The sequence below is a fragment of the Sphingomonas adhaesiva genome (assembly GCF_002374855.1).
Taxonomy (GTDB): domain Bacteria; phylum Pseudomonadota; class Alphaproteobacteria; order Sphingomonadales; family Sphingomonadaceae; genus Sphingomonas; species Sphingomonas adhaesiva.
Window position 1 is genome coordinate 1 of the sequence record NZ_NWVC01000002.1, and the last position, 11,669, is coordinate 11,669.

Annotated in this window: 14 protein-coding genes; 6 read left to right on the top strand and 8 right to left on the bottom strand. The window is 70.5% G+C overall.

Translation table 11 applies throughout. The features are described from left to right. Nucleotides 1-76 precede the first annotated feature (76 nt). From COA07_RS04410 to COA07_RS04430, 5 genes are all read right to left on the bottom strand, one after another. Nucleotides 77-529, bottom strand: coding sequence for a DUF3429 domain-containing protein (locus COA07_RS04410; protein ID WP_066709748.1), 453 nt, complete (start codon nucleotides 527-529; stop codon nucleotides 77-79). Between the two features lie 27 nt (nucleotides 530-556). Continuing rightward, the gene (locus COA07_RS04415; protein ID WP_066709745.1) at nucleotides 557-1,120 is read right to left on the bottom strand and encodes a Uma2 family endonuclease; all 564 of its coding nucleotides are present in this window, start codon (nucleotides 1,118-1,120) and stop codon (nucleotides 557-559) included. 184 nt (nucleotides 1,121-1,304) lie between these two features. Next, the gene (groL, locus tag COA07_RS04420; protein ID WP_066709737.1) at nucleotides 1,305-2,942 is read right to left on the bottom strand and encodes a chaperonin GroEL; all 1,638 of its coding nucleotides are present in this window, start codon (nucleotides 2,940-2,942) and stop codon (nucleotides 1,305-1,307) included. 96 nt (nucleotides 2,943-3,038) lie between these two features. Continuing rightward, the gene (groES, locus tag COA07_RS04425) at nucleotides 3,039-3,326 is read right to left on the bottom strand and encodes a co-chaperone GroES (protein ID WP_066489812.1); all 288 of its coding nucleotides are present in this window, start codon (nucleotides 3,324-3,326) and stop codon (nucleotides 3,039-3,041) included. A gap of 117 nt (nucleotides 3,327-3,443) precedes the next feature. After that, nucleotides 3,444-4,850 (bottom strand): MATE family efflux transporter, encoded by a 1,407-nt coding sequence (locus COA07_RS04430; RefSeq protein WP_174525812.1) that lies wholly within the window; start codon nucleotides 4,848-4,850, stop codon nucleotides 3,444-3,446. Nucleotides 4,851-4,968: 118 nt separating this feature from the next. On the opposite strand from COA07_RS04430, the gene sppA reads away from it, so the two are divergent. Both sppA and COA07_RS04440 read left to right on the top strand, forming a co-directional pair. Then, on the top strand, nucleotides 4,969-6,846 hold the full coding sequence (gene sppA / locus COA07_RS04435) for a signal peptide peptidase SppA (RefSeq protein WP_066709735.1): 1,878 nt from the start codon (nucleotides 4,969-4,971) through the stop codon (nucleotides 6,844-6,846). 17 nt (nucleotides 6,847-6,863) lie between these two features. Continuing rightward, nucleotides 6,864-7,442 carry a GNAT family N-acetyltransferase gene (locus tag COA07_RS04440; RefSeq protein ID WP_083956809.1) on the top strand — a complete coding sequence of 193 codons (579 nt, stop codon included), beginning with the start codon at nucleotides 6,864-6,866 and terminating at the stop codon, nucleotides 7,440-7,442. 7 nt (nucleotides 7,443-7,449) lie between these two features. Here COA07_RS04440 and COA07_RS04445 read toward each other — a convergent pair whose 3' ends face one another. The 3 genes from COA07_RS04445 to COA07_RS04455 are packed head-to-tail and all read right to left on the bottom strand — an operon-like array spanning nucleotide 7,450 to nucleotide 8,938. Next, nucleotides 7,450-8,097, bottom strand: coding sequence for a trimeric intracellular cation channel family protein (locus COA07_RS04445; protein ID WP_066709731.1), 648 nt, complete (start codon nucleotides 8,095-8,097; stop codon nucleotides 7,450-7,452). Nucleotides 8,098-8,105: 8 nt separating this feature from the next. Next, nucleotides 8,106-8,489: a PaaI family thioesterase gene (locus COA07_RS04450; protein WP_066709728.1), complete on the bottom strand. Its 384-nt coding sequence runs from the start codon at nucleotides 8,487-8,489 to the stop codon at nucleotides 8,106-8,108. After that, nucleotides 8,489-8,938: a PaaI family thioesterase gene (locus COA07_RS04455; RefSeq protein WP_066709725.1), complete on the bottom strand. Its 450-nt coding sequence runs from the start codon at nucleotides 8,936-8,938 to the stop codon at nucleotides 8,489-8,491. The genes COA07_RS04450 and COA07_RS04455 overlap by 1 nt, the downstream gene beginning before the upstream one ends. Before the next feature lie 114 nt (nucleotides 8,939-9,052). On the opposite strand from COA07_RS04455, the gene COA07_RS18190 reads away from it, so the two are divergent. The 4 genes from COA07_RS18190 to COA07_RS04470 are packed head-to-tail and all read left to right on the top strand — an operon-like array spanning nucleotide 9,053 to nucleotide 11,651. Then, nucleotides 9,053-9,226 (top strand): hypothetical protein, encoded by a 174-nt coding sequence (locus COA07_RS18190; protein ID WP_157085203.1) that lies wholly within the window; start codon nucleotides 9,053-9,055, stop codon nucleotides 9,224-9,226. Continuing rightward, nucleotides 9,223-10,119, top strand: coding sequence for a hypothetical protein (locus COA07_RS04460; RefSeq protein ID WP_066709723.1), 897 nt, complete (start codon nucleotides 9,223-9,225; stop codon nucleotides 10,117-10,119). The genes COA07_RS18190 and COA07_RS04460 overlap by 4 nt, the downstream gene beginning before the upstream one ends. Next, nucleotides 10,107-11,000, top strand: a complete 894-nt coding sequence (locus COA07_RS04465) for a hypothetical protein (protein ID WP_066709720.1) — start codon at nucleotides 10,107-10,109, stop codon at nucleotides 10,998-11,000. Before COA07_RS04460 ends, COA07_RS04465 begins: the two co-directional genes overlap by 13 nt. Before the next feature lie 60 nt (nucleotides 11,001-11,060). Next, nucleotides 11,061-11,651, top strand: coding sequence for a winged helix-turn-helix domain-containing protein (locus COA07_RS04470; protein WP_066709717.1), 591 nt, complete (start codon nucleotides 11,061-11,063; stop codon nucleotides 11,649-11,651). Nucleotides 11,652-11,669 lie beyond the last annotated feature (18 nt).

Sequence of the window (11,669 nt, forward strand, 5' to 3'; positions counted from 1 at the left end):
CACCGACGTGCTGATCGTCCCGCGCGGACGCAGCCAGGACGTCAAACTGCTGCTGGATGCGATGAAGAAGTAACGCTCAGCCGCTCACCAGCCACGCCCAGCACGCCGCCAGCCCGACGCAGCCGACCAACAGCTGCGGCGGGCGCAATCGCGCGAAATGGGCCGGGGCATTGCCTGACAGCGCCGCACGCCGGTCGAGCAGCGCCGCCAGCGCATAACCCGCCGTCAACAACGCCACCGCGATCGCCGCGCGCGGCACCACCAGCGCCAGCCCCGCGATCGTGACATAGGCGATCGCCGCGGCCAGCTCGACGCTTGTCGACGCCCCCGGCGTCGCGAACCCGAACCCGCGCCGCACTCCGCCGATGAACGACAGGATCAACGCGCCCCAGATCACCGCCAGCTGCACCGCCAGCACCGGCCATCCGCCGGGCAGCAGCCACACGCCGATCCCCGCCGCGACGAGCGGCAGCATCGGGCCATAGCCGAAGACGATACTGGCGGTGGGGATGCGCGGTTCGGATTCCATGCGCCGCGCAACGCACGAAGCGGGCGATCAGTCGCGCGCGAAGATCTCGTCGTGCGGGATGACGATATCGAGCGAGGGGAGCGCGACGTCATGCGGTTGTGCGAACAGGTCGTCGCGCCATGACGTCGGGCCCAGCCGCTGGACGACGCGGCTCAACTCGCGATCGGGATCGACGAAGACGATCGTGTCGACCGATAGCAGCGTCCGATAACTGGCGAGCTTCTCGTTCTCGTCGACGCGCGCGGTCGATGGCGACAGAACCTCGACGATAACCACCGGATCGTCGAACGCGCGCCTCGCCTCACGTTCCGCCGACGCCGGATTGCCGCAAAATACGCTGACGTCGGGATAGCGAAGTTCGTCGTCGCGCACACGCACGCCCATGTCGGAATTGTACGCCCTGCATCCGCTGCCACGCAACCGCGCGTGAAGATAGGCGAGGATGTTGCTGGCGACGCGCGAGTGGGCCGGCGTGCCCCCGGTCATCATGCGGATCGTGCCATCGATCAGCTCGAACTTGCGGTCGGTACCAAAATCGATGTCGAGGAACTGCTCGACGGTGATCGGCTGATAGACGGCGTCGTTGCGCATGCCGGCATCATACAAGGTTGGCGATCGTATGACAAAGGGCCGGCGGATCGCTCCGCCGGCCCCTTGCCGTGGCGTGGCAGCGGCAGAGCCGCTGCCGGACGTCGAACCGGTCGGGCGTTGTCCGCCGGCCGTCCGAGCCGATGCGTGTCCTGCGCCAGCGTCGCTGGCGCAGGACGCATCCGGCTTAGAAGTCCATGCCGCCCATGCCGCCGCCGGGCATCGCCGGCATCGCGGGCTTGTCTTCCGGCAGCTCGGCCACGGTGGCTTCCGTGGTGATGAGCAGGCCGGCGACCGAGGCGGCGTTCTGCAGCGCGGTGCGCACGACCTTGGTCGGGTCGATCACGCCGGCGGCCACCAGGTTCTCGTAGGTGTCGGTCGACGCATTGAAGCCGTACGACGTGTCGGTCTGGTCGAGCAGCTTGCCCGACACGACCGCGCCGTCATGGCCGGCGTTCGCCGCGATCTGGCGCACCAGCGCGGTCAGCGACCTGCGGACGATGTCCACGCCGCGGGTCTGGTCGTCGTTGACGCCCTTGACGCCGTCCAGCGCCTTCGACGCGTACAGCAGCGCGGTACCGCCGCCCGGGACGATGCCTTCCTCGACCGCGGCGCGGGTCGCGTGCAGCGCGTCGTCGACGCGGTCCTTGCGCTCCTTCACCTCGACCTCGGTCGCACCGCCGACCTTGATGACGGCCACGCCGCCGGCCAGCTTCGCCAGACGCTCCTGCAGCTTCTCGCGGTCATAGTCCGAGGTCGTGACCTCGATCTGCTGACGGATCGCCTCGGTGCGGCCCTTGATCGCATCGGCTTCACCCGCACCATCGACGATGGTGGTGTTGTCCTTGTCGATCGTCACGCGCTTGGCGGTGCCCAGCATGCCCAGCGTCACGGTCTCGAGCTTGATGCCCAGGTCCTCGCTGACGACTTCGCCCTTGGTCAGGATCGCGATGTCTTCCAGCATCGCCTTGCGGCGATCGCCGAAGCCCGGCGCCTTGACCGCCGCGACCTTCAGGCCGCCGCGCAGCTTGTTGACCACCAGGGTGGCCAGCGCCTCGCCCTCGATGTCCTCGGCGATGATCAGCAGCGGACGACCCGACTGCACCACCGCTTCCAGGATCGGCAGCATCGACTGCAGGTTCGACAGCTTCTTCTCGTGGATCAGGATGTACGGGTCGTTCAGCTCGACCGTCATCTTCTCCGGGTTGGTGATGAAGTACGGCGACAGATAGCCGCGGTCGAACTGCATGCCCTCGACGACGTCCAGCTCGAATTCGAGGCCCTTGGCCTCCTCGACGGTGATGACGCCTTCCTTGCCGACCTTCTCCATCGCTTCCGCGATCTTCTCGCCGACTTCCTTGTCGCCGTTGGCCGAGATGATGCCGACCTGCGCGACTTCCTGCGAGCCGGACACCGGCTTCGACCGCGACTTGATGTCCTCGACGACCTTGGTCACCGCCAGGTCGATGCCGCGCTTCAGGTCCATCGGGTTCATGCCCGCGGCGACCGACTTCATGCCTTCACGCACGATCGCCTGCGCCAGCACGGTGGCGGTGGTGGTGCCGTCGCCCGCGATGTCGTTGGTCTTCGAGGCCACTTCGCGCACCATCTGCGCGCCCATGTTCTCGAACTTGTCCTTCAGCTCGATTTCCTTGGCGACCGACACACCGTCCTTGGTGATGCGCGGCGCGCCGAAGCTCTTGTCGATCACGACGTTGCGGCCCTTCGGCCCCAGCGTGACCTTGACCGCGTCGGCCAGGATGTCGACGCCCTTCATGATGCGCTCACGCGCGTCGCGCGAGAATTTCACGTCCTTGGCTGCCATGTGGCTACCCTTTCTACAATCCGTCACCCCAGCGGATGCTGGGGTCTTTCAGTTACCGGGAGATCCCAGCTTCCGCTGGGATGACGAAACCGTTCCTCAGGCGATGATGCCGAGGATGTCCGATTCCTTCATGATGAGCAGGTCTTCGCCGTTCACCTTGACCTCGGTGCCGGACCACTTGCCGAACAGGATGCGGTCGCCGGCCTTGACGTCCAGCGGGGCGACCTCGCCCTTGTCGTTCTTGGCGCCGGCGCCGGCGGCGACGACTTCGCCTTCCTGCGGCTTTTCCTTGGCGGTGTCGGGAATGATGATCCCGCCGGCCGTCTTCTCCTCCGCCTCGACGCGGCGGACGAGAACGCGGTCGTGCAACGGACGAAAGTTCATTGCTCTTACCTCTTCTAAGGGCATGTGACACATTTTTGGCACTCACCGAAGTCGAGTGCCAGCGGTGCGGATATGTGGTCGCTCCCCCGCCCCGTCAACGGGGTCGGGAACCTTTTTTCAGGCAGCGCGTGCGGGCAGCAGGCCCAGCCGCTCGCGCATCGACCAGCGCCACAGCAGCAGCGCGGACACCACGCCCAGCCCCGCGGCCAGCCCCCACCAGATGCCGATCGCCTGCCAGCCCAGCGTGAAGCCCAGGAAGGCGGCGGTGCCGAACCCCATCACCCAGTAACCGAACACCTGGATCATCATCGGCACGCGCGTGTCCTGCACTCCGCGCAGGACGCCGGCGGCCACCGCCTGCGCCCCGTCGACCAGCTGGAAGATCGCCGCGACGCCCAGCAGCTGCGCCGCCAGCGCCGCCACCGCCACCTCGCGCGCGGGGTCGACATAGGCGCGTACCAGCAGGTGCGGCACCGCCCACAGCACCGCCGCGGTCGCCACCATCACCCCGATGCCCAGCGCGATCGCCACCCCGCCCGCGCGCCCGACCCAGGCGGCGTCGCGCGCGCCATAGGCGAAGCCGACGCGGATCGTCGCGGCCTGCGCCAGCCCGAACGGGATCTGGAACGCGATCGCCGCGATGTTGAGCGCGACCGCATGCGCGTCGATCGCGGTGACGGAGATCAACCCCATCAACAGCCCGGCGCCGCCGAACAATCCGCCCTCCGCGACCCAGCCTAACGCGATCGGCGCGCCCAGCTTCACGATCTCGCGCATACGCGACCATTCGGTGCGCCACCATTTGCCGAACAGGTGGAACCGGCGCAGCTTGTGGTCGCTCACCAGGATCGCGGCATAGGCCAGGCAGCTGGCGAAGGAGACCGTGACGCTCGCCAGCGCCGACCCCTCCAGCCCCAGCGCGGGGAAGCCGCCGTTGCCGAACACCAGGCACCAGTTGGCGAGGATCGCGACGCCCAGCGCCAGCAACGTCACCACCATCGCCCAGCCCGGCCGCCCCAGCGCCGCCGCGGTCATCCGCATCAGCGCGGACAGGACCGCGGGCAGCACCGCCAGCGACAGGATGCGGCAGAACACGCCCGCGCGCGCCGCCACCGCCGCGTCCTGCCCCGCCAGCCGCAGCAGCGGTTCGGCGATGTTCAGCAGCGCGACGACCACGATCGTCCCCAGCACCGCCAGCCACATCGCCATGCGGAACGACCGGCGCACCTGCCGCACCGCGCCGATCCGCGCGCCCAGCGCCGCGGCGATCAGCGGCTCGGCCGCGCCGACCAGTCCGACCAGCGCGAACGCCAGCACGTTGAACAGGAACACCCCCAGCGTCGCCGCGGCGAATTCCACCGGCCCCAGCCGCGCGACGAACACCACGTCGACCGCGAACACCGCCATCTGCAACAGGTTCGCGCCCACCAGCGGCCCGGCCAGCGCCAGCAGCGCGCGCAGCTCGTCGCGCCACGTCTCCGGCGGCGTCTCGGTCAGCGGGGAAAGGGCGGCATGGCCGTGCATGGCGCGCGCGATAGGCCATATCGGGACGCGGCGCCACTCATGTGGCGTATTGCTCGATTGATACACGTCGCGCTACACCCGTGGACGACGGGCGCTTGGCCCAGGGATGGGACGGAAGATGAAGCTGGTTCGCGGCGCCTGGAAACTGCTGGTGGGGATCAAGGACGCGCTGGTGCTGGTCGCCATGCTGCTGTTCTTCGGCCTGCTGTTCGCCGCGCTCAACGCGCGCTCCCGGCCTGCCGCGATCAGGGACGGCGCGCTGGTGCTGGAGCTGAACGGCCCGATCGTGGAACAGCCGGAGGACGTCGCCCCGCTGGCGATGCTCAGCGGGCAGCAGATCGGCAACCAGTATCGCTTGCGCGACGTGCTGCGCGCGATCGACCTGGCACGCGAGGACAAGCGCGTGAAGGCGATCGTCGTCGATCTCGACAAGTTCGGCGGCGCCTACCCCGCCGCGCTGGGCGAGGTGCAGGAGGCGCTGATGAAGGCGCGCGCCGCGGGCAAGCCGGTGCTGGCCTATGCCACCGCCTATACCGACGGCGGCTACCGCCTTGCCTCGGCCGCCAGCGAGATCTGGATGGACCCGATGGGCGGCACGTTGTTCATGGGGCCGGGCGGCAGCCAGCTGTTCTACAAGGGGCTGCTCGACAAGCTGGGCGTCAATGCGCACGTCTATCGCGTCGGCAAGTTCAAGTCGGCGGTCGAACCCTATACCCGCACCGACCAGAGCCCCGAATCGCGGGAGGCGTCGCAGGCGCTGTACGGCGCGCTGATCGACCAGTGGCGCGAATCGATCGCGCGCGCGCGGCCCAAGGCGCAGGTCGCCGGGTTGCTGACCCAGCCGGCGCAGCTGGTCCAGGCCGCCGGCGGCAATCTGGCGCAGGTCGATCTGAACGCGGGTCTGGTCGACAAGCTGGGCGACCGCATCGCCTTCGGCCGCCGCGTCGCCCAACTGGCGGGCAGCGACGACAAGAAGCCGGCGGGCAATTTCATGTCGATCAGATATCAAAGCTATGTCGACGCGCATCCCTTGCCCAAGAAGGGCCGGATCGGCGTCCTGACCGTCGCCGGGCAGATCATCGACGGCCAATCGCAACAGGGCAATGCCGGCGGCGATACCGTCTCCGACCTCCTCTATCGCGGGCTGATCGACCAGGATCTGAAGGCGCTGGTGCTGCGCGTCGATTCGCCGGGTGGGTCGGTGCTGGCGTCGGAGAAGATCCGCCGCGCCGTGCTGGAGGCGAAGCGCCGCGGGCTGCCGGTCGTCGTGTCGATGGGCGGGCTGGCCGCGTCGGGCGGTTACTGGATCTCCACGCCGGGCGACGTGATTTTCGCGGAGCCGGGGACGATCACCGGGTCGATCGGCATCTTCGCGGTCCTGCCCACCTTCGAACGGACGCTGGCCAAGATCGGCCTGTCGACCGACGGGGTGCGCACCACGCCGCTGTCGGGCCAGCCGGACATCCTCGGCGGCACCTCGCCCGAGCTGGACGTGGTGGCGCAGGCCGGGGTCGAGCACGGCTATCGCGAATTCATCGCCCGCGTGTCGCAGTCGCGAAAGCTGTCGCCCGCGCGGGTGGACGAAATCGGCCAGGGCCGCGTGTGGATCGGCGGGGTCGCGCACCAGCTGAAGCTGGTCGACCGCTTCGGCGGGCTGGACGCCGCGGTTCGGGAAGCCGCGCGCCGCGCGAAGCTGGACGTCGCCAGCCCCGATGTGGTGTGGCTCGACAAGAAGCCCGGCTTCGCCGCCGAACTGGCGCGCCAGATCGCCAGCAACGAGGATGACGATGCCGGCGCCCCCGCCGACGCGCTCGGCCGGATCGCATGGCAGCAGCAGCAGGTGATGGCGACCGCGCTGGGCGATGCGCGCCGGCTGGTCGCGGGCGGCGGCGGGGTGCGCGCACAATGCCTGGAATGCGGCGGGCTGGGGCCGATGCGCGCCAGCGCCGCGGATCGCACCTTGTGGCAAATGGTGCTGGCCAAGCTGGGCTGGTGATGCAAGGGGGCGTCGCGATGACCCAGGGACCGATCACCATCCGCCCCGCGACCGCCGCCGATGCCGCCGCGATCGCCGCCATCTACGCCCCTTACGTCCTGTCGGGCACGGTATCGTTCGAGAACGAGGCGCCCGACGCGCGGCAAATCCGCGCGCGCATGGCCGCGTCGGACGGGCTGTATCCGTGGATCGTCGCCACCTCGGGCGACGACGGCGACGGCGCGGGCGTGCTCGCCTACGCCTATGCCACGCGCTTCCGCGACCGGCCGGCCTATCGCTACGTCGTCGAAACCTCGATCTACGTCGCCGGGGGCACGCAGCGGCAGGGCGTCGGGCGGCTGCTGTACGAGGCGCTGGTCGACACGCTGCGCGCGCAGGGCTTCACCCAGGCGATCGGTGTCATCTCGCTACCCAACGACGCCTCGATCACGCTGCACGAAGCGGTCGGTTTCCGCCGCGCGGGCGTCTATCGCGAAATCGGGTATAAGCAGGGGCGCTGGATTGACGTCGGCTTCTGGCAGTGCGAACTGAACCCGTCCGCCGTGCCCCCGGCCGAACCCCGCCCGTTCAGCGAAACCGGGGTCGTGCGCGCCTGACCCGCGTTCAGCGCTGCGCGTCGCCATAGGCGGGCAGCGCCAGCCGGAACCGGATCGCCGCCGCGCGCAGGCCGAATCCGGCGACGCCCGCTACCGCGGCGGCCAGCCACGGGTCGACGCCGATCGTGCGCAGCGCCACGTACAGCCCCGCCGCCAGCGCGGCGGCGGTGACGTACAGCTCCGGGCGCATCAGGATCGACGGCTCGCCCGCCAGCACGTCGCGGATGATCCCGCCGACACACCCCGTCATCACCCCCATCAGCGCGGCGGGCAGCGGCGGCACGCCGTAACCCAGCGCCTTGGCCGCGCCGTAGACGGCATAGGCGGCCAGCCCGATGGCGTCGAACCAGTCGAGCGCCGCGCCGCGCCACCAGCGTGCCGGCGTGATCCAGATCACCAGCGCCATGATCAGGCACACCGACGCCGCGCGCGCATCGTGCACCCAGAACACCGGCGCGCCGATCAGCAGGTCGCGCACCGTGCCCCCGCCGACCCCGGTAATCAGCGCGAAGAAGGCGAACGTCACCAGCGTCTGCCCGCGCCGCGCCGCCGCCAGCGCGCCGGACGCCGCGAACAGCGCCAGCCCCGCGACGTCCAGCCACGGCGCGAACGCGGGCAGCAGGACCTGCGGCGTCAGCACGTCCGCGGGCGGCATCGCGCCGGTCAGTCCCGCTCGATCAGATAGTTCATCCGCGCCGCCGCGATCGGCCGCGCGCGGTCGTCCTGCCACGCCACCGCCTCGACATTGGCGACGCGATTGCCCAGCCGGGTGATGATCCCCGCCGCCAGCGTGTCATGGTCGCGCCCGCCGCGCATGAAATCGACGGTGACGTTGATCGGCTTGATCCGCCCCCCGCCCTCCTCCGCCAGCGCGTGGCGCAGCGCGGCGATCGCGGCGACCTCCAGCAGGCCGGAAATCGCCCCGCCCTGCAGGAATCCGGGGCGGCCGATCACCGCCTCGGCGAACGGCATCCGCATCACCGGCGTCCCGTCCCCGGCATATTCCAGCTGCGCGCCCAGCAGCGCGGCATAGGGCGGCAGGCGCATCACGGCGTCACCCTGGGATAGCTGCCGCTGGGCACCATGAACGTCGCGGCGACATGCGCGACCGGATCGTCGATGTCGCCGTCATGCGCGATCCCGCGCGTGAACGAGATCGACCGCGCCACGCGAAGGCATTCGGCACGCCCGATCACCGTCCGCCCCGGCCGCGCCGGGCGCAGATAGTCGATCCGCAGGTCGACCGTGGCGTGCGGCACGAACGTCGCGATGCGGTTCCACACCGCCAGGCTGGTAGCGATATCCATCATCGCGATGATCGGCCCCGACGCGATCACGCCGCTGTCCTCGTCGCCGATCATATCCTCGGCATAGGGCATCGCCAGCTCGACCCAGTCGGCGTCGCGCGCATGGAAACGGATGCCCAGCCGCCCGCCGTGCCCGCCGAAGCGACGCAGGTCGATCTGGTCCATCATCTTGGCCGGATTGAACGTCATCGCGCCGCCCTATACGCCCGCGCGCGCACCACGCAACGTTGCAGCGTTTTAACTAACGCCGCCGCCCGCGCCGCCACACGATGGGCGCATCGTTTCGACGCAGTGGGGGCAAGGATGACGAAGGTCGCGTTGGGCAGTTCACGGCGGATCGACATCGTCGACATCCCCGATCTGGCGACGATGATCGCCCCGGCGGGCAGCGTGCGCACCGCCGAACGCGGCGCGGACCATATCTGCGATTACATCGTCGAGCTGGTGATCCTGATCCAGTCCGATCCGCGGCCGTGATCCCGTCGCGCGCGGCGCTCGCCGCCGCGGCGGAACGGTCGGCGCCGATCGCGCGGGCGTGGCATGACGGCGATGCGGTGCGCCATGCCACCGCCGCCTTCGCCGCGCTGGCGCCCGACGATGCGGATCGGGTGGCGGATGCCGCCGCGACGCTGTTGGCCGATGCCGCGTGGATCGCCGCGCTGCTCGCCCCGCTGGCCGCCGCGCTGCGCGAGGATCCGTGGTTCGACGCCCCCTTGCGCGTCGCGCGCGACACGCGGCGCACCGTGGTGCGGTTGCTGGACCTGCCCGCCGCCACCGTCTCCGCGACGGTCGCGGTGGGCGATCCGGACGCCGCGACGCTGACCGTCCCGGGACGGCTGGCGGTGACGCGCTACCACCGCGCGCGCGGCGCGCGGCTGCTGCGCTGGGACGCCGGACCGCCCGACGCCGCCTATGCGCTACCGCTCGCCGCGCTGCCCGTCATCGACCTTCACGACGGGCTGGTGCTGCGTACCGACGGCCGGCGCGAGGCGATGTTGATCGACGCCGCCGCCCCGGTCGCCACCGTCACCGTCGCGACCCGTGCGCCCGTCATGGTGCGCGAGTACGAACGCGCGACCGGCCGCCTGCTGCGCATCGCCACCGGCGACGAGGCGGCATCGCGCACCCACATGCTGCTGACGCTGCTGCGCATCGCCGGCCGCACCGACGCGGGCGACCGCTTCGATGCGGCGACCCGTGCCGATGCCTTCCACCTGCGCTGGGAGGCGATGCGCGAATGGCTGGCGCTCGACGCCGATGCCGCATTGCCGCGCCTGCGCGAACTGGCGGCGGGCGATCCGCATGGCGAGGTGCGCGCCACCGCCGCCGCGACGCTCGCCCGGATCGGGAGCGCGCCATGCCCCGCCTGATCGACACCCCCGCGGACCGGGCGATCACGCTGGACGAACTGGTCGATGCGCTGGATGCCGATCCCTGGGATCCGCGCGACGAGGATGCGTTCGCCGCGCGCGGCATCTGGCTGGCGCGGCTGGCGCGCAACCGCCGCTTCCTGGCCGACATGGCGATCGCCGAGCTGGAAACGCGCTTCGCCGGACAGGCACGCAACAGCTATGGCGCGCAGGTGCTGATGCTGCGCCCGCCCGGCGGCCGCTACGCGCTGCGCGCCGCCTTCTGGCCCGCGCGCGACGATGCGGTGGTGCGCGCGGCGGGCACCGCGCCGTTCTTCTACGACCTGCCGCACGACCACAATTTCTCGTTCCTGACGGTCGGCTATCTCGGGCCGGGTTATTGGAGCGACTATTATCTGTTCGACGATACGTTCGGCGGCGGCGCACACCGCGTCGCGGGCGAGCGTGCCGGGCTGGCGTTCGATCGCCGCGCGCGGCTGGAGCCAAGGCAGGTGATGCTGTACCGCGCGCATCGCGACGTCCATGTCCAGCATCCGCCGGACCGCTTCTCGGTCTCGCTCAATATCCTGGGCCATGACCGTGCGCAGCCGTGGCGCACGCAATATCGCTTCGACACCGCCTCCGACACGATCGCGCAGGCGATGACGGTCACCCCGTCGGAGGCGCTGGTGACGATCGCCGCGCATCTGGGGGGCGACGACGGCACCGGCCTGGCGCAGGAGATCGCGCTTCACCACCCCCACCCACGGATGCGCGCGACTGCACTCGCCGCGCTCGACGACCTGCTGTCCCCCGCCGCCGCCCGGCGGTTGGTGGAGCGCGCCGCCGACGATCGCGACCCGCGCAATGCCACTGCGGCGCGCGCGCTGCTGGGCGACTGAACGATCCATAACGGATCGGGTATCGCATCACATCAACACCGCCTCGGTTAGGATGCGGCGATGGCCGTGCGCCTGCTGATCGAACGCCCCGGGCTGGCCGCCGCGCTCCATCGGGTCGGTCTGTGCTGCGTGACGGAGGGCGTCGCACCGACCGTCGTGGTCGGCGCGCCTGCCGATCTGCCGCTGCTGGCGCAGCGTTTCGCCGGTGCCGCCACGCTGGTCGTCGCACATGACGAGGCGGAGGAGATCGCCGCGCTCGCCGCCGGGGCCAGCGATAGCGCACGCGGCGGCGACGCGGTCATCGCGGCGCGCGCGGCGCGGCTCCACGCCAATGCCCCCGTCTGGCGGATCGGAGACCTCGTGATCGACCGGATCGCGCGCACCGCCGCGCGCGCCGGACGCCCGCTGGGCCTGCGCCCGCGCGAATATGCGCTGCTCGCGCATCTGGCCGCGCAGCCCGGCCGCACCGTGCCGCACGACGACCTGCGTCGCGCGGTGTTCGGCCTGCGCTTCGATCCGGGTACCAACCTGCTGGCCGTGCACGTCTCGCGCGTGCGCGCCGCGCTGGAATGCGATGCGGCGCCGCCGATGCTGCTGACCGATCGCGGGCGCGGCTACCGTCTGGTTGCGGCGCCCCCGCCCGACCTGTAGCTAAGCCGCAGGGCTTAG